We start from the raw sequence: 21,059 nt of genomic DNA on the forward strand, positions 1-21,059 counted from the left end.
CCCCTACCGCAGGCCGGCTGCGATCTCCCGGAGCGCGGACTGTGCCTTGCGCTGGAGCAACGGCCCGAAGGTGATGCGTGTGGCCCCGAGTTCACCGAGCGCGGTGGGCGCGGGGCCCTCGCCGTCCAGGTCGGCGAGCACGTTCAGCGGGCCGCGGATCCCGGACCGCAGCAGCGGCAGCACCTTGGCGGGGGCGCGGATCGGATACACGCAGTCGGCGCCCGCGGCGACGTACAGCGCGGCCCGCTCGATGGTCCTGTCGGGATCGGTGACCCCGCGGAGGTAGGTGTCGACCCGGGCGTTGACGAAGAGCCCGTCCCCGGCGGCGGCCCGCACCTCGGCCAGCCACTCGGCGTGCTCCCGCGGGTCCTTCAGGACGCCGTCGACGGAGTCCTCCAGGTTGCAGCCGACCGCGCCGACCTCCAGCAGCCGCTCCACCAGCTCCTTCGGCGCCAGCCCGTAACCGTCCTCGACGTCCGCCGACACCGGCACGTCCACCGCCCGCACGATCCGGGCGACCGCCGCGAACATCTCGTCGGCCGGAGTCTCCCCGTCCCGGTACCCGAGGGAGGCGGCGACCCCCGCGCTCGGCGTGGCCAGCGCCGCGAACCCGGCCTCGGCGAAGACCCGCGCGCTCGCCGCGTCCCACGGCCCCGGCAGGACCAGGGGATCACTCGGCAACCGCCCGTGATGCAGCGCGCGGAACACCTCGGCCTTGCTCATGTCGCGTCCCCCCCCCTGCTTCCGCGGGCTCACCCGTGCTGCCCCGGCCGGTAGTGCCCCGGCGTCATCCGGCAGGTCACCCCGAACCGGTTCCAGGCGTTGATCACCGTGATCGCGGCGATCAGCTGCGCCAGCTCGGCCTCCTCGAACTGCGCGGCGGCCTTCTCGTACACCGCGTCCGGCACGAAACCGTCGGTCAGCACGGTCACCGCGTCGGTCAGCGCGAGCGCCGCCAGCTCCTTCTCCGTGTAGAAGTGCGCCGACTCCTCCCATGCGCCGAGCTGGACGATCCGCTCGACGCTCTCGCCCGCCGCCAGCGCGTCCTTGCTGTGCATGTCCAGGCAGAACGCACAGCGGTTGAGCTGCGAGGCTCGCACCTTCACCAGCTCCAGCAGCTTCGCGTCCAGGCCCCGCCGGGCGGCCGCGTCGAGCCGGACCATCGCCTTGTAGACCTCGGGAACGTGCTCGGCCCAGCGCAGCCGGGGGGGGGTGTGCTCGGGGGCGTAGTCGACTTCGGCAGGGGCGGTGTCTTCGGTCGTCGTCGTCATGTCCTCGACCCTAGGAGCACAAAGGCCCAGGGGTATGGTCCATTTCCATGGCGGGCACATGGGCCACTTTGGGCATCGACCTCCATCTGGAACCGGCGGCCGGCCCCGGACTGCGCCGGGGTCTGACCGACGCCCTGCGCGAGGCCGTCCGCACCGGACGCCTGGCTCCCGGCACCCGGCTGCCCTCCTCCCGCTCCCTCGCCGCCGACCTCGGCATCGCCCGCAACACTGTCGCCGAGGCCTACGCCGACCTCGTCGCCGAGGGCTGGCTCACCGCCCGCCAGGGCTCCGGCACCCGCGTCGCCGAAGGACGCGCCAGGGAGCCGGCGTCCACCGCCCCCAGCCGCCGCACCCGCCCCCGGCCCGCCTACGACCTGGTCCCCGGCACCCCCGACCTCGCCTCCTTCCCCCGCGCCGCATGGCTCAAGGCCGCCCGCCGCGCCCTCGCCGCGGCCCCGCACGACGTCCTCGGCTACGGCGACCCGCGTGGCCGCGTCGAACTGCGCACCGCACTCGCCGGCTATCTCTCCCGGGTCCGCGGCGTGCGCGCCGACCCCGAACGCATCGTCGTCTGCGCCGGCTTCGCGCACGGCCTCGCGCTGCTCGGCACGGTCCTGCGGGCCCGCGGCCTGCATACCGTCACCGTGGAGTCGTACGGCCTCGACATGCACTGGAAGCTGCTGGCGGCGGCCGGACTGCGCACCGAACCGCTGCCCTTCGACGAACTCGGCACGGACCCCACGGGGTTGACCGGCCCCGGCGCCGTCCTGCTCACCCCCGCCCACCAGTTCCCGATGGGCGCGGCCCTGCACCGTGACCGACGGGCCGCCGTCCTGGACTGGGCCCGACGCACCGGCGGCGTGATCCTGGAGGACGACTACGACGGCGAGTTCCGCTACGACCGCCAGCCCGTGGGCGCGCTCCAGGGCCTGGACCCCGAGCACGTCGTCCACCTCGGCACGGCGAGCAAGTCCCTGGCCCCCGGCCTCCGCCTGGCCTGGCTGGTCCTGCCGCCGGACCTCGTGGAGGAGGTCACGCGGGCCAAGGGCGCGACGGACACCTGCGGAGTGCTCGACCAGCTCACCCTCGCCGAGTTCATCGACTCCGGCGCCCACGACCGCCACGTCCGCGCCGCCCGCCTGCGCTACCGGCGCCGCCGCGACGCCCTGGTCGCCGCCCTCGCCACCCATGCCCCGCACATCCGCGTCACCGGCATCGCCGCCGGACTGCACGCCGTCCTGCGCCTGCCGCCCGGCACCGAACACTCCGTCGTCCAGGCCGCCGCCTGGCAGGGCCTGGCCCTGCACGGCCTGTCCTTCTACCGCCACCAGGCCGCGCGGACCGAACCCGCCGACGCCCTGGTCGTGGGCTACGGCACACCCCCGGACCACGCGTGGGCAGGGGCTCTGGAAGCCCTGTCCCGCGTGCTGCCGTAAGGTGAGCGGCCGGTTGACAGGTACCGGTTGAGACGCAGGGGAGACAGTGAGATGGCGGAAACACGGCGTCGGCTGCGGTCCAGCACCGTCGTGCTCGGCGGCATGGGAGTCGTCGCGGCGGCCCTGACCTCCTGCAGCTCGGAACCCGACCGCCGCTGCGTCGACCGCGACAGCTACACCTGGGACGGCTACAAGGTCATCGCCGACCACAACTGCTCCTCCGGCGCCTCGGGTTCCTCCTACGGCGGGGGCGGCAGGAAGACCGGCGGCACCGACGCCGCCTGGTACTACGACGCCGACGTCAAGGGCGGCCGCGCCGAATACGGCACCTTCAGCCGCAGCACGGCCGTCGACCGGGGCGGATTCGGCTGCTCGGCCTCCCGCAGCAGCGGCAGCTGAGCCGGCATCCCCGACCTCCTTGGGACGTACGCCATGGAACGCCGCACCATCGCCCCCCGCCCCGGCTGGCAGCAGACCGTCGAGGAACAGGGCCTGGTCTATCCGCTGACCCGCTACCCCGACAACTCCCTGCGCCCCTACTGGGACGAGAGCGCCTACTACGTCTTCTCGCTGGAGGAGGTCGAGGCGCTGGAGGAGGTCGTCGAGGAACTCCACCGCATGTGCCTGGCCGCGGCCGAGCACATCGTCACCGAGGACCGCTTCGCCGACCTCGGCATCACCGACCCGCGCCTCGCACACGCGGTCGCCGAGTCCTGGCACCGCCGCGCCGAACTGCCCTCCGTCTACGGCCGCTTCGACCTGCGCTACGACGGCACCGGCCCGGCCAAGCTGCTGGAGTACAACGCCGACACCCCCACCTCGCTGGTCGAGGCCGCCTCCCCGCAGTGGTTCTGGATGGAGGAGCGCTTCCCCGGCGCCGACCAGTGGAACTCCCTGCACGAACGCCTCGTCGACGCCTGGAAGAAGCAGGCCGCCCTGCTGCCGCCCGGCAGCCCCCTGTACTTCGCGCACTCCTCCGCCGACGAGGCCGGCGAGGACCTCATGACGGTCGCCTACCTCAAGGAGACCGCCGAACAGGCCGGCCTCGACACCGACTGGATCTCCATGGAGGAGATCGGCTGGGACCGCCTCTCCCGCCGCTTCGTCGACAACCGGCTCCGCTTCATCCGCAGCTGCTTCAAGCTCTACCCGTGGGAGTGGCTCACCACCGACCGCTTCGCCGACCACGTCCTGGACACCCTCGACAACGGCGGCGGCACCGGCACCACCCTGTGGATCGAACCGGCCTGGAAGATGCTCCTGTCCAACAAGGCCCTCCTGGCGATCCTCTGGGAGCTCTACCCCGGCCACCCCAACCTCCTCGCCGCCCACCTCGACGGCCCCCGCGACCTGGCCACGACGACCGGCTACGTCACCAAGCCCCTCCTCGGCCGGGAAGGCGCGGGCGTCACCGTGCACGAACCCGGTGCCGCCCCCGTCGTACGGGCCGAAGAGCGCTGCTGCTACCAGGAGTTGGCGCCCCTGCCGTCCTTCGACGGCAACCGTGTCGTGCTCGGCGCCTGGGTCGTCGAGGACGAGTCGGCGGGCCTCGGCATCCGCGAGTCCGCCGGCCTGGTCACGGACGAGTACGCCCGCTTCCTGCCGCACGTGATCCTGTGACGCACCTGCCGTGCGCGCCGGGCCCCCTCTCCCGGTGCCGGGTCCCGCTCGGATGGTGGACCGAGGAACATCACCCCCCGACGCGCCCGGTAGGCTGACCGCGGGCCGTGACTGGCGCGCTGGGATGGGACCGACCATCGGGGAGCGGCCCGGTTGTGACCGTGTGCCGTGCGCCTGGGCCGAACCGTGAATCGTGACCGCAACCCGCCACGCCATCCGGAGGCCGCCATGTCGGAGCAGCAGCCCCTCTCCACCGAATCCACCGCCTTCCGCGCCGCCCTCGACGTCATCCGCGCCGTCGAGCCGCGGGTCGCCGACGCCATCGGCCAGGAAGTCCACGACCAGCGCGAGATGCTCAAGCTGATCGCCTCCGAGAACTACGCCTCCCCGGCCACCCTGCTGGCGATGGGCAACTGGTTCAGCGACAAGTACGCCGAGGGCACCGTCGGCCGCCGCTTCTACGCCGGCTGCCGCAACGTCGACACCGTCGAGTCCCTGGCCGCCGAGCACGCCCGCGAGCTCTTCGGCGCCCGCCACGCCTACGTCCAGCCGCACTCCGGCATCGACGCCAACCTCGTCGCCTTCTGGGCGGTGCTGGCCGACCGGGTCGAGGCCCCCTTCCTGGAGAAGACCGGCGTCCGCCAGGTCAACGACCTCTCCGAGGCCGACTGGGCCGAGCTGCGCGGCGCCTTCGGCAACCAGCGCATGCTCGGCATGTCCCTGGACGCCGGCGGCCACCTCACCCACGGCTTCCGCCCGAACATCTCCGGCAAGATGTTCGACCAGCGCTCCTACGGCACCGACCCGGCGACCGGCCTCCTCGACTACGAGGCCCTGCGCGCCACGGCCCGCGAGTTCAAGCCGATGATCATCGTCGCCGGGTACTCCGCCTACCCCCGCCTGGTGAACTTCCGGATCATGCGCGAGATCGCCGACGAGGTCGGCGCCACGCTCATGGTCGACATGGCCCACTTCGCGGGCCTGGTCGCCGGCAAGGTGTTGACCGGCGACTTCGACCCCGTGCCGCACGCGCAGATCGTCACCACCACCACCCACAAGTCGCTGCGTGGCCCGCGCGGCGGCATGGTCCTGTGCGACGACTCCCTCAAGGACCAAGTCGACCGCGGCTGCCCGATGGTCCTCGGCGGCCCGCTCCCGCACGTCATGGCCGCCAAGGCGGTCGCGCTGGCGGAGGCGCGGCAGGACTCCTTCCGCGACTACGCCCAGCGCATCGTCGACAACTCCCGGGCCCTGGCGGACGGCCTGATGCGCCGGGGCGCGACCCTGGTGACCGGCGGCACGGACAACCACCTGAACCTCATCGACGTCGCCTCCTCCTACGGCCTCACCGGCCGCCAGGCCGAGGCCGCCCTCCTCGAATCCGGCATCGTCACCAACCGCAACGCGATCCCGGCCGACCCGAACGGAGCCTGGTACACCTCCGGCATCCGCATCGGCACCCCCGCCCTGACCACCCGCGGTCTCGGCACCGCCGAGATGGACGAGGTCGCCGGGCTCATCGACCGCGTCCTGACCACCACGGAGGCGGGCACCACCAAGTCCGGCGCCCCCTCCAAGGCCGCCCACGTCCTCGACGCCAAGATCGCGGACGAGATCTCCCGCCGCGCCACCGACCTGGTGGCCGGCTTCCCGCTCTACCCGGAGATCGACCTCGGCTGACCCACACCCTGTTGAGTTGTCAAAGAACGGTGACGCTCACAGATCGATGAGCTGCTGTCGCGGCTCCCGACGCGGCGGTCCGGCTCCCGGCCGGGCCGCCGCGCGGCGTATCGCCAGCGTGCCGCCCACTCCGGCCGCGAAGCCCACGGCCAGCCCCGGTATCGCCCACCAGACCTCGCCCCCCGCCGGGCCCGAGGCGTCCCCGGCGGAGGCGGCAGCGCCCGCACCGCCGAGCGCCCCCGCCCGGTCCAGCCGCTCGAAGACGGAGCGTGGCGCCCGGTGCCAGCGGATGTCGTCGTCCTCCACCTCCGGCGCCGGGTCCGACCGCACCCACGGTGTGCCGTCCTCGGCGACGAACAGCTGGTCCTGCCGCTCGACGGCCACGTCCCCGCCCGGCGGCCGGTCGGTCATCGGCCATCCCCCGACCCCCGTCAGCCCCCACACCACGGTGAGCCGCACCGGCGGATGCCGGCCCTCGACCCACTCGCGGGGCACCCGCTCCGTCGCCGTGTACGTCGGCTCCAGCAGTTGCCAGAGCCGGGCGAAGTGCGGCTCGCCCGAGTGCACCGCGGTCGGCCGCCCCGTACCCCCGCCCGTGACCACCATGGCCAGATCGGGACCCTTCGCCGTCGGCCCGGGAGAGCCCGACAGCTCTCCCGTCACGGCCGCGACCGCCGGCGATCCGCTCCACAGCGCCGCCGCCCACGCCACCCCCGCCGCCGCCCCGATCAGCGCGCCCCGCGTGCTCGCCCGCCGCCCGCGCCCGGCCATGCGAACCCTCCCCGATGCCATGTGACCCCCTCCCGGCCGATCCCGTCCCCGCTCCCGCACTCACACGTCCCGCAGCTCCTGCCGGGGACCCGGCTCACCCCGCGCACCGCTCCACGGCAGCCGCACCGCGAACGGTCGCAGCACCAGGGCGAGCGTCGCGCCCGCCGCGGCACCCGGCAGCGCCCACCACCAGTCCGTGCCGTCGCCCGCCCCCGCTGCCGAGGTCCCGGAGACGGCCGTCACCGTCTCTTCCGCAACCGGCTCGGGCGAGCCCGCCGTCACCGCGGTCCCGGCGCCGGACGTGTACACCTCGCGGAGCGAGAAGGGAGCCCCGCCGTCCTCGGGGGCGATCTCACCCATCACGCCCAGGTCGCTCAGCAGCGCGCGGAGCCGGCCGGGGTCCGGGGCCAGATGCCAGCTGTTGCCCGTCGACTCGGTGATGTTCACCGTCCGCTGCACCCAGACGTCCGTGCCCTCGGCGACGGGGTAGATCCAGTCGACCCGCCAGGGGTCGGTGTCATGTATGAGCCAGGTGACATGGATCTGCCGGACGGCCGTCGCGTCCTTGGGCGGCTTGCCGAGCGTGCCCGCCTGGAGCAGAGACTCCAGCTCGTTGTACCGCTGGTCCGAGTAGTAGAGCCCGGCCGCCTCCCCACTGGTCGGCGAGGTGATGAACGCACTGGTCGGCCCTCCGGCCGAGGCGGGCGCAGCACCCCACCCGAGCAGTGCGAGCGTCAGCGCCAACGCCCCTGCCCATGCCGTCAGCCGACCGCCCTTGCCCCTCACTTGCCTGCGCATCCGAACCCCCTGCCAGCCGATCGCCGTGCGGCCCGCCCGCGAGCCGCGTGTCACTTCTGGTACACCGCCCGGCCCGCCGGGGTTCCCACCCCGGACCGACTATTCGGAGGACTTCTCCAGCGACCGGGCGATCTCCACCGCCCGCGCCTTGGACGCCACCCCCTCCAGCCGCAGCGTCACCGCCGCGTCCGCCGCGGCGCCGCGGTCGTGCGTCCACAGCAGCGTCGGACCTGCCGTCCGCTCCTCGCGGGTGTAGTGGGCCCCGTCGGCGTCCACCAGCCAGAAACTCAGCAGATGGGGACGGGCGAACCACAGGGCGGTGTCCGGCCCGCCGACGTCCGCCCTGCCGTCGGCGCTCAGATCGATCCAGACCGGGTGCTCGGTCACCGTCTTGGCGAAGCCGACGTCCAGGCTCGCCCGGAACTCGTCCAGCCGGACCGTCCGCCCGCCCTCGTCCCAGCACAGGCTCACCCGGTAGCGCCCCTGCGGCTCGCCGGTCACCGTCACCGCGTCCGGAGCGCCCAGCGCGTCCGGGACGGCCGGCGCGAACCCGGCCCGGCGCTCGGCCTGCGCCAGCGACAGCGAGCCGTGGCAGCCGGGTACCTCGGCGCTCGCGGTGGGCCGGGCCGACGGGTCGTAGCGCACCTCGACGCCGCCGAAGCCGAACCAGTCGAAGACCGCCGCCCGCACCGGGGGCGTGAGCACGAGCACCGTGAGCAGACCGCACAGCGCCGCGGTCAGGGAGCGCCAGCGCGCCCGCGTCCAGCGCCGCGCCGACCGCAGCCGGGCCGCGGCCCCCGACGGCTCGGCCACCGGCACCGGCACCTGCTCCGCGAGTATCTGCCCCAGCACCCGCTCGACCATCGTCTCGGCGCCGTCCGCACCGGGCCGGTCCAGGGAACGCCCCAGCGCCCGCAGCTCCTCCGGCAGCCCGGAGCCCTCCTCACGCCCGTCGCCCATGCTCGTCACCCCCTTCCCCGGGCTCGAAGTCCGGCAGCAGCCTGCCCAGCTTGCGCAGCGCGCGATTCAGCCGGGACTTCACCGTCCCCCGGGGCCAGCCCAGCGCCTGGGCCGTCTCCGGCTCGTCCATCTCCAGCAGATAGCGGTAGGTGACGACCAGGCGGTGCTCCTCGCTCAGCTGCTCCAGGGCGGCCAGCAGCGCCGTACGCCGCTCGGTGTGCAGCGTCGCCACCGCCGGGTCCGCCGACTCCGGTATCAGCGGCTCCGCCTCCACCAGCGCCGCCTCCCGACCGGCGAGCGTGCGCTGCCGCGCCGCCGTCCGCACTGTGTTCCTCGTCTCATTGGTGACGATCGACAGCAGCCACGGCCGGAACGCCGAACCGTCCTTGAAACGGCCCAGCGCGCAGTACGCCTTGACGAATGCCTGCTGCACCACGTCCTCCGCGTCCGCACCCGCCCCGAGCGCGGTGGCCGCCCGCAGCGCGATGCCCTGATGGGCGCGCACCAGCTCCGCGTACGCCTCCGGCTCCCCAGCGCGTACGCGTGCGATCACCGCGGCCTCATCGACGATGCGGCCCCCCTCCCGCGTCCTCACACTCTTGTTACACCGCAGGAGGCGGATCGGTTCCCACCTGTTGCCGACCAGTTCGCCATCGGTTCCGGATCGGGCCCTTGGACCTGAGAGAATGATGAGCATGGCCTCTGATCGACCCCGCGTGCTTTCCGGAATCCAGCCCACCGCAGGCTCGTTCCACCTCGGCAACTACCTCGGCGCCGTCCGTCAGTGGGTGGCCCTGCAGGAGACCCACGACGCGTTCTACATGGTCGTCGACCTGCACGCGATCACGGTCCCGCAGGACCCGGCCGACCTGCGCGCCAACACCCGCCTGGCCGCCGCCCAGCTGCTGGCCGCCGGTCTCGACCCCGAGCGCTGCACGCTGTTCGTCCAGAGCCACGTCCCCGAGCACGCCCAGCTGGCCTGGGTCATGAACTGTCTCACCGGCTTCGGCGAGGCGTCCCGCATGACCCAGTTCAAGGACAAGTCCGCCAAGCAGGGCGCCGACCGCGCGAGCGTCGGCCTGTTCACGTACCCGATCCTCCAGGTCGCCGACATCCTGCTCTACCAGGCCAACGAGGTCCCGGTCGGCGAGGACCAGCGCCAGCACATCGAGCTGACCCGCGACCTCGCCGAGCGCTTCAACGGCCGCTTCGGCGCGACCTTCACGGTCCCCAAGCCGTACATCCTCAAGGAGACGGCGAAGATCTACGACCTTCAGGACCCGACGATCAAGATGAGCAAGTCGGCGTCCACGCCGAAGGGCCTGATCAACCTCCTCGACGAGCCCAAGGCGACCGCCAAGAAGGTCAAGAGCGCCGTCACCGACACCGAGACCGTCATCCGCTTCGACATCGAGAACAAGCCGGGCGTCAGCAACCTGCTCTCGATCTACTCGACCCTCACCGGGGCGGGAATCGCGGAACTGGAGCAGAAGTACGAGGGCAAGGGCTACGGTGCGCTCAAGACGGATCTCGCCGAGGTCATGGTCGAGTTCGTGACGCCCTTCCGGGAGCGGACCCAGCAGTACCTGGACGACCCGGAGACACTCGACTCGATCCTGGCCAAGGGCGCGGAGAAGGCGCGCGCCGTCGCCGCGGAGACGCTGTCGCAGGCCTACGACCGGGTCGGCTTCCTGCCCGCCAAGCACTGAGGCGCACCACCGCACACGCACCCCGAGGGACAGAGCGCTGCACATCACTACGGTTGCGCCTGCCCACAGCACAGCCGTGGCCGTACAGTCGATAGCCGAACGGCCGGCACCGAAGCCAACAGGACGACAGGAGACGACGTGGGGACCGTAACGATCGGCGTGTCGATCGCGGTCCCGGAGCCTCACGGCAGCCTGCTCCAGGAGCGGCGCGCGGGCTTCGGCGACGCCGCGGCTCACGGCATCCCCACGCACGTCACCCTGCTGCCGCCGACCGAGGTCGATGCCGCGCTGCTGCCCGCGATCGAGGCGCACCTGGTCGAGGTCGCGGCGGCCGGGCGGCCCTTTCCGATGCGGCTGTCCGGGACCGGGACCTTCCGGCCGCTGTCGCCGGTGGTGTTCGTCCAGGTCGTCGAGGGGGCGCAGGCCTGCGGCTGGCTGCAGAAGCAGGTCCGCGACGCGTCCGGGCCCGTCGCGCGCGAGCTGCAGTTCCCGTACCACCCGCACGTGACCGTGGCGCACGGCATCGACGAGGCGGCGATGGACCGCGCCTTCGAGGAACTCGCCGACTACGAGGCCGAGTGGCCGTGCACCGGGTTCGCGCTCTACGAGCAGGGCGCGGACGGGGTGTGGCGCAAGCTCCGGGAGTTCGTCTTCGGCGGGGCCGTGGTGCCGCCGCAGGCGAGCCACGCGGAGCGCGGTTCGATTCCCGCGGGCTGACCCGCCCCTCGGGCCGCCCGCGGTCGGCTCAGACCGGCAGGCGCCGGAACAGCCCCCGCGGCACATGCCGCAGCGCCGACATCACCAGCCGGAGCGCGCCGGGCACCCACACCGTCTCCGAGCGGCGCCTCAGCCCCAGTTCGATCGCCGTCGCGACCGCCTCCGGCGTCGTCGCCAGGGGCGCCTCCTCCAGGCCCGCCGTCATCCTCGACCGCACGAAGCCGGGGCGTACGACCATGACGTGGACGCCCGTGCCGTACAGGGCGTCGCCCAGGCCCTGGGCGAAGGCGTCCAGGCCCGCCTTGCTGGAGCCGTAGATGAAGTTGGCGCGGCGGGCGCGCTCGCCGGCGACGGAGGAGAGCACGACCAGGGAGCCGTGGCCCTGGTCCTGCAGCGCGCGGGCGGTCACCAGACCGGCCGAGATCGCGCCGGTGTAGTTGGTCTGGGCGACGCGCACCGCGGCCACCGGGTCGCGCTCGTCGTGGGCCTGGTCGCCGAGGATGCCGAAGGCGAGCAGGACCAGGTCGATGTCGCCCTCGGCGAAGACCTTCCCGAGGACCGTCTCGTGGGACTCGGGGTCGAGGGCGTCGAACGCGACGGTGTGCACCTCGGCGCCCAGCGCGCGCAGGTCGGCCGCGGACCGGTCCAGGGCGGGGGAGGGGCGGCCCGCCAGCCACACCGTGCGGGTACGGCGGGCGATCAGACGGCGGGCGGTGGCCAGCGCGATCTCGGACGTGCCGCCGAGGACGAGCAGGGACTGGGGCATTCCGAAGGCGTCCTTCACGACAGCTCCTAAGACGGGACCAGGGCCTGTCCGGCGGGATCAGGTCCGAGGAAAGCAGCGGTTGCTTGGCGATGCCGACAGGCGGGGATTTGACGACAGGTCCTAGAGGCCGAGGCGGCGGGCCAGGTCGGAGGTGAACACCCCGCGCGGGTCCGTCTCGGCGCGCAGGGCGCGGAAGTCGGCCAGACGCGGATACATCGAGGCGAGCAGTTCGGGGCGCAGCCGGGAGTCCTTGGCGAGGTAGACCCGGCCGCCGGCCGCGGCCACCGTCTCGTCGAGCCGGTCGAGGAGGGGGCCGAGGCCGGGCAGGTGCGCCGGGATGTCCAGGGCCAGCGTCCAGCCGGGGGCGGGGAAGGACAGCCAGCCCGGGTCGGCCTCCCCGAAGCGTTTGAGGACGGCGAGGAAGGACGGGCAGCGGTGCTCGGAGATGCGCCGGACGATGTCGCGCAGGGCGTCCTCGTGGCCGTAGCCGACGACGAACTGGTACTGCACGAAGCCGCCGCGGCCGTAGACCCGGTTCCAGTGGGGGACGCCGTCCAGGGGGTGGAAGAAGGCGGAGAGCTTCTGGAGTTCGCCGGTACGCGCGCGGGGGGCCCTGCGGTACCAGAACTCGTTGAACAGGCCCACCGTCCGCCGGCTGAGCAGACCCTCGGGGAACAGGGCGGGCGCGGCCGGCAGCTGGGCGGGACGGAAGGCGAGCGGGTCCCTCCGCGCGCGGGTGCCCTCGCGCAGCGCCTCCAGGGGGGCGTGGTCGCCGCGGGTGAGGACCGCGCGGCCGGTTGCCGCGCCGCGCGCCAGCAGGTCGATCCAGGCCACCGAGTAGCGGTAGCGGTGGTCGGTGGCGGTCAGCCGGGCCATGAGGTCGTCGAGGTCGGTCGCGCGCTCGGTGTCGACCGTCATCAGGGAGGTCTCCACGGGCAGCAGCCGGATCGTGGCCGCCAGGATCACCCCCGTCAGGCCCATGCCGCCTGCGGTCGCGTCGAACAGCGGGGTGCCGCGCGGGACGGTGTGGATCCCGCCGTCCGCCGTGAGCAGTTCCAGGGACACCACGTGCCGTGAGAAGGAGCCCGAGACGTGGTGGTTCTTGCCGTGGATGTCCGCGCCGATCGCCCCGCCGACCGTCACCTGACGGGTTCCCGGCGTCACCGGCACGAACCAGCCGAGCGGCAGCAGCACCTGCATCAGGCGGTGCAGGGAGACGCCCGCGTCGCACCGCACGGTGCCCTCGTCGGCGTCGATGGCGTGGATCCGGTCGAGACCCGTCATGTCGAACACGGCCCCGCCGGCGTTCTGCGCGGCGTCCCCGTACGCCCGCCCCAGGCCTCTCGGGATGCCGCCGCGGGCCCCGCACTCCCGGACCGCGGCCGCGGCCTCCTCGTAGCTGCGTGGACGGATCAGACGGGCTGTGGTGGGGGCCGTGCGGCCCCATCCCGAGACGGAAACGGTGTCGGCAGACATGTCGGCGACCGTATCGCCCATGAATGGGTGACTAGTTGTGAAACATCCATCTCTCCCCGAAATGGGTGATTAATGGGATGTCGCTCAATATTGCCGGAGTTCTGGCGGTGTTGACGTGAACAGTGAGTCCCCATGGACCACCTGGACCACACGGACCGCCACCACGACGACCTCGACGACATGGACCACCGCCTCCTCTCCGCGCTCCGCGCCCACGGCGCGGACCCGCGCGTCGCCGCTGCCGCGCGCGCCCTGTCCTGGGCCGGGGAGCACGGTGCCCTGTGGCTCGCGGCGGGCCTGGCGGGGGCCGCCGTGGACGGCGCGCGGCGCGGCGCCTGGTTGCGCGCGACGGCGCTCACCGCAGGCGCGCACGTCGTCAGCATGGGAGTGAAAAGGGTGGTGCGCCGCCCGCGCCCCGCGCACGTCGAACCCCTGGTGCGCACGGCGGGCGCGCACTCCTTCCCGAGTTCGCACGCCACCTCCGCCGTGGCCGCCGCCGTCGCCTTCGGCACACTGGGGGCGCGTGCGGCACGGAGAGCGCCCGGCGTACTTGATACGCGCGCGGCGCACACGGCGCGCATCACCACAACAGCAGCCGCCACCGCCACCACGACAGCAGCCGCCACCGCCACAGCAACAACAGCCGCCACCGCCACCGCAATCGCCGCCCGCGTCGCCCCGCCCCTCGCCGCCGCCATGTGCCTCTCGCGCCTGGTCGTCGGCGTCCACTACCCCTCGGACGTGGCAGCGGGCGCGGCCCTCGGGGCGCTCACGGCGCGCATCGGAGCGCGCTGGATGACAGGGGGAGCGCATGACTGAGACAGCGCCTCTCACGAGCGCCGCGCGCACCAGGGACACCGCGCCCCCGGAGCAGCGCACGCCCCCACGCAGCACCGGCACCCCGCCCCACCGCAGCACCGGCCTCCTGGGCGGCCTCCTCAGAACTGCCCGCCCCAAGCAGTGGGTCAAGAACGTCCTCGTCGTCGCCGCGCCCGCCGCCGCCGGAGAGCTCTTCTCGGTCCGCGCGCTCACCCAACTCGCCCTGGTCTTCGCGCTCTTCACCGCCTGCGCCGCCGCCGTCTACCTGATCAACGACGCGCGGGACGCCGAGGCCGACCGCGCGCACCCCACCAAGCGGCACCGACCGGTCGCCGCCGGCCAGGTCCCCGTGCCGGTCGCGCACGCCGTCGGCGGCGCCCTCGCCGTGCTCGCGCCGGCCGCCGCGGCCTGGCTGAGCTCGCCCCAGGTCGCGGCCGTGCTCGTCGCCTACCTCGCCATGCAACTGGCCTACTGCGTCAGCCTCAAGCACGTCCTGGTCGTCGACCTCGTCGTCGTCACGACCGGCTTCCTGATGCGGGCCATGGTCGGCGGACTCGCCCTCGGCATCCCGCTGTCGCGCTGGTTCCTGATCACGACCGGCTTCGGCGCGCTGTTCATGGTGTCGGCCAAGCGCTACTCGGAGGCCGTCCAGATGGCCGGCGGGGCGGGCGCCACGCGCGCGTTGCTCACCGAGTACACCACCGGCTACCTGCGCTTCGTCTGGCAGTTGGCGGCCGGTGTCGCCGTCCTCGGCTACTGCCTGTGGGCCCTGGAGGAGGGCGGTGTCCCGCACACCAGCGTGCTGCCCTGGCGGCAGCTGTCCGTGGTCGCCTTCATCCTCGCCATCCTCCGGTACGCCGTCTTCGCCGACCGCGGCACGGCCGGCGAACCCGAGGAGGTCGTCCTGCGCGACCGCGCCCTCGCCCTGATCGGCGTGGTCTGGCTCGCCATGTACGGCCTGGCGGTGGCCAATTGGTGAGCACGCGCGCGTGGACGACCCACCGCACGACACCCACGCGCGCGTGGGCCGCCGACCGCCGTGAACTGCTCGGCTTCGCGGGCGTCGGCCTCCTCGCCTACGCCGTCGACCTCGCCCTGTTCACCTGCCTGCGCGGCCCGGCCGGCCTCGACCCGCTCACCGCCAAGGCGCTCTCCTTCGTCGCCGGCTGCTCGGTGGCGTACGCGGGCAACGCGCTGGGCACCTACCGGCACACGCGCGTGAGAGGTCTCAGGGCGTACGCCGTCTTCTTCGCGGTGAACGTCGCCGGCGCCCTCGTACAACTGCTGTGTCTCGCCGTCAGCCACTACGGCCTCGGCTTCACCTCCCAGCGCGCGGACACCGTCTCGGGCGCCGGAGTGGGTATGGCACTGGCGACTGTCCTGCGGTTCTGGGGAACCCGGACATGGGTGTTCGGCGGCGAGGGGAGAGTCGGATCATGGACTGGCTGAAAAAACTCCCTGTCGTCGGGCCGTGGGCCGCCCGGTTGATGACCACGCACGCGTGGCGGTCGTACGAGCGCATGGACCGGGTGAAGTGGACCCAGCTGGCCGCGGCGATGACGTTCACCAGTTTCGTCGCGCTGTTCCCGATGCTGGCCGTGGCCGCCGCGATCGCGGCCGCGACGCTCAGCCAGGACCAGCAGGACGAGCTGGAGCAGAAGATCGCCGACCAGGTGCCCGGCATCTCCGACCAGCTGAACATCGACGGACTGGTGCAGAACGCCGGCACCGTCGGTCTCATCGCCGGCGCCCTGCTGCTGGTCACCGGCATCGGCTGGGTCGGTTCCATGCGCGAGTGCCTGCGCGCCGTGTGGGAGCTCGACGACGACCAGGAGAACCCCGTCCTGCGCAAGGCCAAGGACGCGGGGGTCCTGGTCGGGCTCGGCGGGGCCGTGCTCGTGACGCTCGCCGCCTCCGGCGTCGCCTCGGCGGCGGTCGGCTGGATCACCCGCGCGATCGGCATCGAGGAGGGCGGCTGGGGCGGGGTCCTGCTGCGGACCGTCGCCTTCTCCGTCGCCGTCCTCGCCGACTTCCTGGTCCTGCTGTACGTGCTCACCCTGCTGCCCGGCGTCGAACCGCCGCGCCGCCGGCTGATGGTGGCCGCGCTGATCGGCGCGATCGGCTTCGAACTGCTGAAGCTGCTGCTGAGCGGCTACATCCAGGGCGTCGCCGGGAAGAGCATGTACGGCGCCTTCGGCGTGCCGGTCGCCCTGCTGCTGTGGATCAACCTCACCGCGAAACTGGTGGTGTTCTGCGCGGCCTGGACGGCGACCGGCAGCAAGGCCGAAGAGGTCGAAGGGGTCACCGACGACGACGTACCAGATCCGGCAGCGGCCACCGGCGGTTGATCAGGAACGCGCCGCCCGCGAGCAGCACCAGCAGCGCTCCGGTGATCGCGAGCGCGGTCCCGATGCCGCTGGACCCGGCCTTGGCCGCGGCGCCCACCGCGGGCTGTGCGGACGCCTCGCCCGCACCGCTGCCGCCGCCCGCCTCGCCGGAGGCGTTGGCCCCCGGCTGGGCACTGGGCTGGGAACTCGCCTGGGCCGCGCTCCGCGGCGGCACCAGCTCGCCCACCGGCTGCACCTTGCCGGCCGCCTTGAAGCCCCAGTCGAAGAGCTTCGCGGTCTCCTTGTAGACCCGGTTGTGCTCCTCCTTCTCCGGCTTCATCACGGTGACGAGCAGCACGCGCCCGTCGCGCTCGGCGACCCCGGTGAAGGTGGCGCCCGCGTTGGTGGTGTTGCCGTTCTTGACGCCCGCGATGCCCTGGTAGACGGGCACGTCGGTGTCGCCGCTCAGCAGCCGGTTGGTGTTCTGGATCTCGAAGGTCCCGCGGACCTTCTTGCCCTTCTTGTTCTTCTTCGTCTCGCCGGGGAACTTCGCGGTGACGGTCGAGCAGTACTCGCGGAAGTCCTTCTTCTGCAGCCCGGAGCGGGCGATCAGGGTCAGGTCGTACGCGGAGGAGACCTGGTTGGGGGCGTCGTAGCCGTCGGGGGAGACCGCGTGGGTGTCGAGGGCCTGGAGCTCCTCGGCGTGCGCGTTCATCTCCTTGACGGTGTTCTTCACACCGCCGTTCATCGCGGACAGCACGTGCACGGCGTCGTTGCCGGAGCGCAGGAAGACACCGAGCCACAGGTCGTGGACGGTGTACGTCTCGTTCTCCTTTATGCCGACCAGGCTGGAGCCGGAGCCGACGCCCGCGAGGTCGGAGGGGACGACCTTGTGCTCCGTGGCGGAGGGGAACTGCGGCAGCAGGGTGTCCGCGAACAGCATCTTCAGCGTGCTCGCGGGGGCCAGCCGCCAGTGCGCGTTGTGCGCCGCGAGCACCTCGCCGGACTCGGCGTCGGCGACGATCCAGGACCGCGCGGACAGCCCCTTGGGCAGCACCGGCACCCCGGGCGCCAGCTCGACCTGCGTACCGGGCTGCCCGAGCCGCTCGCCGCCCACGGTCGACATGTTTGCCGGGGGAGTGGCCGAGGCGCTCGGCGACGGGCTCGGCGCGGCCTGGGCGACGGGCGCGCTCAGCGCCAGGGACGACAGGACGGCGGAAACGACCAGCAGGGATCGCCCGGTGGTCTTCTGGGGTGCGGACACGGACGAGAAAGTACAGGGCGCCGCCTGTGCAGTCCCGCGCCGACCCCCACCCCGCACACGGAACCGGACAGGGGGCGGTGATACTGAAGGTATGAAGCTCAGCCGCCCCGTCTCCTGGTTCCTGCTCGCTTTCGGGGTGTGGAGCTGGATCATCTGGATCACTTTCGTCAAGAACCTCGTCAAGGACGGCAGCGGTCTCGCGTTCGACGACGCGGGCGACCCGACCGCGTACTTCTGGGTGCACCTGCTGCTCGCCGTCGTTTCCTTCGTATTGGGGACGGTCGTCGGGGCCATCGGGTTGCGCGGGGTGCGCGCATTGCGCCGGACGTCATAGTCATTGCGCCGGACGCCATAACAAGGGATACGACTGTCGTGGTCTTCGTCTTCGTACTGCTCGCCCTCGGCGTCCTGGTGGCCGCCAACTGGTACCTGTGGCGGCGCCTGTTCCGCGACACGACCGCCGGCCCCGGCTGGGTGCGCCGCACGGGCGTGGCCGTCGTCGCGGGCGGCTGGGCGCTGGCCGTCGGCGCCCTCGTGGCCGAGCGCACCGGCGCGCCCTTCTGGCTCCAGCAGACCCTGGCCTGGCCCGGCTTCCTGTGGCTCGCGCTCTCGGTCTACCTGCTGGTGGCGCTGGTCGCGGGCGAGGCCGTACGACCGCTGCTGCGGCGCTTCCTCGAACGCCGGGCGCGGTCGAAGGCGCAGGCCGTCCCGGCCGCCGTACCGCAGCCCGCGCCCGTGCCGGCGGGGGCGCCCGCCGACGAGCCGGGAGCGCGGGAGCAGGCGGCCCCCGTGCCTGCCGAGGAGCCCGGGGAGCCCGGGGAGCCCGAGCGGACGCCCTCGGTCGCCATGCCCTCCCGGCGGCTGTTCGTCTCCCGGGTCGTCGGCGGTGCCGCGGCCGTCGCCGCGCTGGGGACCGTAGGGGCCGGTACCTACGGGGTGCTGAACGGGCCGGGCGTGAAGCGGGTCACCGTGCCGCTGGCCAAGCTCCCGCGCGCGGCGCACGGTTACCGCATCGCGGTGGTCAGCGACATCCATCTGGGCCCGGTCCTCGGCCGGGGCTTCGCCCGCAGGGTCGTCGACACCATCAACGCCACCCAGCCCGATCTCATCGCGGTCGTCGGCGACCTCGTCGACGGCAGCGTGAAGGACCTCGGCCCGGCCGCGGCACCCCTCGCCGGGCTCAAGGCGCGCCACGGCACGTTCTTCGTCACCGGCAACCACGAGTACTTCTCCGGCGCCGAGCAGTGGGTCCAGGAGGTCCGCAGGCTCGGCATGCGGCCGCTGGAGAACGCCCGTACCGAACTGCCCTGGTTCGACCTGGCCGGAGTCAACGACGTGGCCGGCGAGAGCGAGGGCCAGGGCCCCGACTTCGCCAAGGCGCTCGGCGACCGGGACCCGGCACGCGCGTGCGTGCTCCTCGCCCACCAGCCCGTCCAGATCCACGACGCCGTCGAGCACGGCGTCGACCTCCAGCTCTCCGGCCACACCCACGGCGGCCAGCTCTGGCCCGGCAACTTCCTCGCGGCAGCGGCCAACCCGACCGTGGCGGGCCTCGACCACTACGGCGACACCCAGCTCTACGTCACCCGCGGCGCGGGCGCCTGGGGCCCGCCCACGCGGGTCGGGGCCCCGTCGGACATCACGGTGATCGAACTGGCCTCCCGGCAGGCCTGACCCCGCGAGTGCGCCCCCGCCTCCCCTCCGCGCCGCCCCCCGCCGTGCGTTCTGTATAACTTGCCGATAACAGTCTTCGGTAAGTTCTTTCTCATCTCGGCCAAACCCTCTTCCCCCAGGTGAAACACGTGTGATTAGGTGTCGGCGCCGCTTAGGGGAGTGGCATATGCACAGGTTGGCCCGTAGTGGGCTTGGGGAGGGCACGCACCATGCGTTCGGTTCGCATGCGGATTCTGGCGACGCTGGTGGTTCTGGCGGCCGTGGGAGTGGGCGGGTGGCAGCTGCTGCCGTCCGACGGCGAGGACGGCGGAACCATCACGGTCGGCACGACGGACGCGGTCACGTCGCTCGACCCGGCCGGCGCCTACGACGCCGGCTCCTGGGCGTTGTTCAGCAACGTCTTCCAGTCGCTGCTGACCTTCGAGCCGGGCGGCGCCACGCCCGTCCCCGACGCGGCCGAGCGCTGCAAGTTCGTCGGCGGCGGACTGACCACGTACCGCTGTGAGCTGCGCGAGGGGCTCACCTTCCCGAGCGGGCGGGAGATGACCGCCGAGGACGTCAAGTTCTCCTTCGACCGGGTCAAGAAGATCAATTCGGAGGTCGGTCCCGCCTCCCTCTTCGACACCCTCGACAAGGTGAGCGCGAGCGGCCGGACCGTCACCTTCAAGCTCTCCTCGGCGGACGCCACCTTCCCGCTGAAGGTGGCCACCGGGGCCGGTGCGATCGTCGACAGCACCAAGTACCCCGCGAACGAACTGCGCACCGGCAGCGGCGTCGACGGCACCGGCCCGTACGAGCTGTCGTCGTACTCCGAGGGCGACCGGGCGGTGATGACGCCGAACAGCAGGTACAAGGGTGCCGTGAGCGAGACCGGACGCCCGGTCGAACTGCGCTACTTCAAGGACGCGGCCAGGCTGAACAGCGCCTGGAAGGACCGGCGGATCGACGTCGCCACCCGGCAGCTGCCGCCCGAGGTGCTCGCCGACCTCACCCCCAGCGACGCCGACCAGCGGGTCTCCGAGGCCGACAGCTCCGAGGTCCGCAACCTCTACCTCAACACCCGCGCGGGCTCCCCGCTGCACGACACCCGGGTCCGGCAGGCCATGGCCTGGATGATCAACCGCGAGAAGCTCGCCGCCGACGTCTACCAGGGCACCGTCGACCCGCTGTACTCGCTGATCCCGACCGGCATCATCGGCCACACGACGTCCTTCTTCGACACCTACCCCGAGCAGAACACCCGGAAGGCGCGTGAGCTGCTCACCGAGGCCGGAGTGAGCCTCCCGGTCCGCTTCACCTACGGCTACGCCACGGGCCGCGGCGCCGCCGAGCAGGAGGCCGCCGAGCTCAAGAAGCAGCTGGAGGCGGGCGGCCTGTTCGAGGTGACGGTCAAGGGCTACGAGTGGACCGACTTCCAGAAGCGGTGGGCGAACGGCAAGCTCGACGCGTACGGCGTCGGCTGGGTCGCCGACTTCCCCGACCCCGACACCTACGGCTCCCCGCTCGTCGGCACCGACGGCACCATGAACACCGGATACAGCAGCACGGCCGTGGACCGGCTCATCCAGGCCAGCCAGCAGCACGCCGACCGCAGCCGGGCGATCGACGACTTCCGAGAGGTCCAGCTGGCGGTCGCCCGCGACGTCCCGGTGATCCCGCTCTGGCAGGCCAAGGAGTACGTCGTGAGCAGCGCGGCCGTCGGCGGCGGCCAGTACCTCTCGGACGGCACCGGAGTCTTCCGCCTCTGGCGCCTCACCTGGATCTGACCCGC

General features: G+C 72.7%; 22 protein-coding genes and 1 riboswitch. Of the genes, 13 read left to right on the forward strand and 9 right to left on the reverse strand.

From position 1 onward, the window contains the following. Positions 1 to 3: 3 nt before the first annotated feature. Both ICC28_RS11055 and ICC28_RS11060 read right to left on the reverse strand, forming a co-directional pair. Positions 4 to 723 (reverse strand): isocitrate lyase/phosphoenolpyruvate mutase family protein, encoded by a 720-nt coding sequence (locus ICC28_RS11055; RefSeq protein ID WP_188288288.1) that lies wholly within the window; start codon positions 721 to 723, stop codon positions 4 to 6. A 29-nt stretch (positions 724 to 752) separates the two neighbouring features. Then, positions 753 to 1,271 (reverse strand): carboxymuconolactone decarboxylase family protein, encoded by a 519-nt coding sequence (locus tag ICC28_RS11060; RefSeq protein ID WP_188288289.1) that lies wholly within the window; start codon positions 1,269 to 1,271, stop codon positions 753 to 755. A 47-nt stretch (positions 1,272 to 1,318) separates the two neighbouring features. On the opposite strand from ICC28_RS11060, the gene ICC28_RS11065 reads away from it, so the two are divergent. The 4 genes from ICC28_RS11065 to ICC28_RS11080 all read left to right on the forward strand — a co-directional run bounded on the left by ICC28_RS11065 (position 1,319) and on the right by ICC28_RS11080 (position 6,007). Beyond that, positions 1,319 to 2,707: a PLP-dependent aminotransferase family protein gene (locus ICC28_RS11065; RefSeq protein WP_188288290.1), complete on the forward strand. Its 1,389-nt coding sequence runs from the start codon at positions 1,319 to 1,321 to the stop codon at positions 2,705 to 2,707. 51 nt (positions 2,708 to 2,758) lie between these two features. After that, positions 2,759 to 3,106 carry a hypothetical protein gene (locus ICC28_RS11070; protein WP_188288291.1) on the forward strand — a complete coding sequence of 116 codons (348 nt, stop codon included), beginning with the start codon at positions 2,759 to 2,761 and terminating at the stop codon, positions 3,104 to 3,106. 33 nt (positions 3,107 to 3,139) lie between these two features. After that, positions 3,140 to 4,327: a glutathionylspermidine synthase family protein gene (locus tag ICC28_RS11075; RefSeq protein WP_188288292.1), complete on the forward strand. Its 1,188-nt coding sequence runs from the start codon at positions 3,140 to 3,142 to the stop codon at positions 4,325 to 4,327. Between the two features lie 97 nt (positions 4,328 to 4,424). Continuing rightward, a riboswitch (ZMP/ZTP riboswitch) is annotated at positions 4,425 to 4,514 on the forward strand. A gap of 41 nt (positions 4,515 to 4,555) precedes the next feature. Further along, positions 4,556 to 6,007, forward strand: a complete 1,452-nt coding sequence (locus ICC28_RS11080; protein ID WP_188288293.1) for a glycine hydroxymethyltransferase — start codon at positions 4,556 to 4,558, stop codon at positions 6,005 to 6,007. Between the two features lie 36 nt (positions 6,008 to 6,043). Here the strand turns inward: ICC28_RS11080 and ICC28_RS11085 are convergent, their stop codons facing one another. The 4 genes from ICC28_RS11085 to ICC28_RS11100 all read right to left on the reverse strand — a co-directional run bounded on the left by ICC28_RS11085 (position 6,044) and on the right by ICC28_RS11100 (position 9,089). Continuing rightward, entirely contained in the window at positions 6,044 to 6,778 is a 735-nt protein-coding gene (locus tag ICC28_RS11085) for a hypothetical protein (RefSeq protein WP_188288294.1), read from the reverse strand. A 60-nt stretch (positions 6,779 to 6,838) separates the two neighbouring features. Continuing rightward, positions 6,839 to 7,576: a hypothetical protein gene (locus tag ICC28_RS11090; RefSeq protein WP_223188649.1), complete on the reverse strand. Its 738-nt coding sequence runs from the start codon at positions 7,574 to 7,576 to the stop codon at positions 6,839 to 6,841. Positions 7,577 to 7,675: 99 nt separating this feature from the next. Then, positions 7,676 to 8,536 (reverse strand): hypothetical protein, encoded by an 861-nt coding sequence (locus ICC28_RS11095; protein WP_188288295.1) that lies wholly within the window; start codon positions 8,534 to 8,536, stop codon positions 7,676 to 7,678. Then, positions 8,520 to 9,089, reverse strand: a complete 570-nt coding sequence (locus ICC28_RS11100) for an RNA polymerase sigma factor (protein ID WP_282700832.1) — start codon at positions 9,087 to 9,089, stop codon at positions 8,520 to 8,522. The genes ICC28_RS11095 and ICC28_RS11100 overlap by 17 nt, the downstream gene beginning before the upstream one ends. Positions 9,090 to 9,231: 142 nt before the next feature. Between ICC28_RS11100 and trpS the strand changes: the two genes are divergently transcribed. Together trpS and ICC28_RS11110 are read left to right on the forward strand one after the other, a co-directional pair. Next, positions 9,232 to 10,245: a tryptophan--tRNA ligase gene (trpS, locus tag ICC28_RS11105; protein ID WP_188288297.1), complete on the forward strand. Its 1,014-nt coding sequence runs from the start codon at positions 9,232 to 9,234 to the stop codon at positions 10,243 to 10,245. Between the two features lie 138 nt (positions 10,246 to 10,383). Then, a complete protein-coding gene (locus tag ICC28_RS11110) occupies positions 10,384 to 10,962 on the forward strand; it encodes a 2'-5' RNA ligase family protein (protein WP_188288298.1) in 579 nt (192 codons plus the stop codon). 28 nt (positions 10,963 to 10,990) lie between these two features. Here the strand turns inward: ICC28_RS11110 and ICC28_RS11115 are convergent, their stop codons facing one another. Next, a complete protein-coding gene (locus tag ICC28_RS11115; protein ID WP_188288299.1) occupies positions 10,991 to 11,746 on the reverse strand; it encodes a decaprenylphospho-beta-D-erythro-pentofuranosid-2-ulose 2-reductase in 756 nt (251 codons plus the stop codon). Between the two features lie 102 nt (positions 11,747 to 11,848). After that, positions 11,849 to 13,204, reverse strand: coding sequence for an FAD-binding oxidoreductase (locus ICC28_RS11120; protein WP_188288300.1), 1,356 nt, complete (start codon positions 13,202 to 13,204; stop codon positions 11,849 to 11,851). Positions 13,205 to 13,336: 132 nt separating this feature from the next. On the opposite strand from ICC28_RS11120, the gene ICC28_RS11125 reads away from it, so the two are divergent. The 4 genes from ICC28_RS11125 to ICC28_RS11140 are packed head-to-tail and all read left to right on the forward strand — an operon-like array spanning position 13,337 to position 16,371. Beyond that, entirely contained in the window at positions 13,337 to 14,023 is a 687-nt protein-coding gene (locus ICC28_RS11125; protein ID WP_188288301.1) for a phosphatase PAP2 family protein, read from the forward strand. Then, the gene (locus ICC28_RS11130; RefSeq protein WP_188288302.1) at positions 14,016 to 15,002 is read left to right on the forward strand and encodes a decaprenyl-phosphate phosphoribosyltransferase; all 987 of its coding nucleotides are present in this window, start codon (positions 14,016 to 14,018) and stop codon (positions 15,000 to 15,002) included. Before ICC28_RS11125 ends, ICC28_RS11130 begins: the two co-directional genes overlap by 8 nt. Then, entirely contained in the window at positions 14,999 to 15,472 is a 474-nt protein-coding gene (locus tag ICC28_RS11135) for a GtrA family protein (RefSeq protein WP_188288303.1), read from the forward strand. Before ICC28_RS11130 ends, ICC28_RS11135 begins: the two co-directional genes overlap by 4 nt. After that, positions 15,460 to 16,371, forward strand: a complete 912-nt coding sequence (locus ICC28_RS11140; protein ID WP_188288304.1) for a YihY/virulence factor BrkB family protein — start codon at positions 15,460 to 15,462, stop codon at positions 16,369 to 16,371. Before ICC28_RS11135 ends, ICC28_RS11140 begins: the two co-directional genes overlap by 13 nt. On the opposite strand, the gene ICC28_RS11145 is transcribed toward ICC28_RS11140, so the two are convergent. Next, the gene (locus ICC28_RS11145; protein WP_317453993.1) at positions 16,325 to 17,614 is read right to left on the reverse strand and encodes a D-alanyl-D-alanine carboxypeptidase; all 1,290 of its coding nucleotides are present in this window, start codon (positions 17,612 to 17,614) and stop codon (positions 16,325 to 16,327) included. The two genes, ICC28_RS11140 and ICC28_RS11145, sit on opposite strands and share 47 nt — an antisense overlap. Before the next feature lie 91 nt (positions 17,615 to 17,705). On the opposite strand from ICC28_RS11145, the gene ICC28_RS11150 reads away from it, so the two are divergent. The 3 genes from ICC28_RS11150 to ICC28_RS11160 all read left to right on the forward strand — a co-directional run bounded on the left by ICC28_RS11150 (position 17,706) and on the right by ICC28_RS11160 (position 21,054). Next, positions 17,706 to 17,948: an SCO4848 family membrane protein gene (locus ICC28_RS11150; RefSeq protein ID WP_188288306.1), complete on the forward strand. Its 243-nt coding sequence runs from the start codon at positions 17,706 to 17,708 to the stop codon at positions 17,946 to 17,948. Between the two features lie 38 nt (positions 17,949 to 17,986). After that, a complete protein-coding gene (locus ICC28_RS11155; protein ID WP_188288307.1) occupies positions 17,987 to 19,288 on the forward strand; it encodes a metallophosphoesterase in 1,302 nt (433 codons plus the stop codon). A 209-nt stretch (positions 19,289 to 19,497) separates the two neighbouring features. Then, positions 19,498 to 21,054 (forward strand): ABC transporter substrate-binding protein, encoded by a 1,557-nt coding sequence (locus ICC28_RS11160; RefSeq protein ID WP_188288308.1) that lies wholly within the window; start codon positions 19,498 to 19,500, stop codon positions 21,052 to 21,054. Positions 21,055 to 21,059: the final 5 nt, after the last annotated feature.

The sequence above is a fragment of the Streptomyces sp. TRM68416 genome, assembly GCF_014596915.1.
Classification (GTDB): domain Bacteria; phylum Actinomycetota; class Actinomycetes; order Streptomycetales; family Streptomycetaceae; genus Streptomyces.

Bases quoted from the DNA above. Each gene is read 5' to 3' on its own strand.
- ICC28_RS11055 (WP_188288288.1), bottom strand. From the start codon at position 723: ATGAGCAAGGCCGAGGTGTTCCGCGCGCTGCATCACGGGCGGTTGCCG.
- ICC28_RS11060 (WP_188288289.1), bottom strand. From the start codon at position 1,271: ATGACGACGACGACCGAAGACACCGCCCCTGCCGAAGTCGACTACGCC.
- ICC28_RS11065 (WP_188288290.1), top strand. From the start codon at position 1,319: ATGGCGGGCACATGGGCCACTTTGGGCATCGACCTCCATCTGGAACCG.
- ICC28_RS11070 (WP_188288291.1), top strand. From the start codon at position 2,759: ATGGCGGAAACACGGCGTCGGCTGCGGTCCAGCACCGTCGTGCTCGGC.
- ICC28_RS11075 (WP_188288292.1), top strand. From the start codon at position 3,140: ATGGAACGCCGCACCATCGCCCCCCGCCCCGGCTGGCAGCAGACCGTC.
- ICC28_RS11080 (WP_188288293.1), top strand. From the start codon at position 4,556: ATGTCGGAGCAGCAGCCCCTCTCCACCGAATCCACCGCCTTCCGCGCC.
- ICC28_RS11085 (WP_188288294.1), bottom strand. From the start codon at position 6,778: ATGGCCGGGCGCGGGCGGCGGGCGAGCACGCGGGGCGCGCTGATCGGG.
- ICC28_RS11090 (WP_223188649.1), bottom strand. From the start codon at position 7,576: ATGCGCAGGCAAGTGAGGGGCAAGGGCGGTCGGCTGACGGCATGGGCA.
- ICC28_RS11095 (WP_188288295.1), bottom strand. From the start codon at position 8,536: ATGGGCGACGGGCGTGAGGAGGGCTCCGGGCTGCCGGAGGAGCTGCGG.
- trpS (WP_188288297.1), top strand. From the start codon at position 9,232: ATGGCCTCTGATCGACCCCGCGTGCTTTCCGGAATCCAGCCCACCGCA.
- ICC28_RS11120 (WP_188288300.1), bottom strand. From the start codon at position 13,204: ATGTCTGCCGACACCGTTTCCGTCTCGGGATGGGGCCGCACGGCCCCC.
- ICC28_RS11125 (WP_188288301.1), top strand. From the start codon at position 13,337: ATGGACCACCTGGACCACACGGACCGCCACCACGACGACCTCGACGAC.
- ICC28_RS11130 (WP_188288302.1), top strand. From the start codon at position 14,016: ATGACTGAGACAGCGCCTCTCACGAGCGCCGCGCGCACCAGGGACACC.
- ICC28_RS11140 (WP_188288304.1), top strand. From the start codon at position 15,460: ATGGACTGGCTGAAAAAACTCCCTGTCGTCGGGCCGTGGGCCGCCCGG.
- ICC28_RS11150 (WP_188288306.1), top strand. From the start codon at position 17,706: ATGAAGCTCAGCCGCCCCGTCTCCTGGTTCCTGCTCGCTTTCGGGGTG.
- ICC28_RS11160 (WP_188288308.1), top strand. From the start codon at position 19,498: ATGCGTTCGGTTCGCATGCGGATTCTGGCGACGCTGGTGGTTCTGGCG.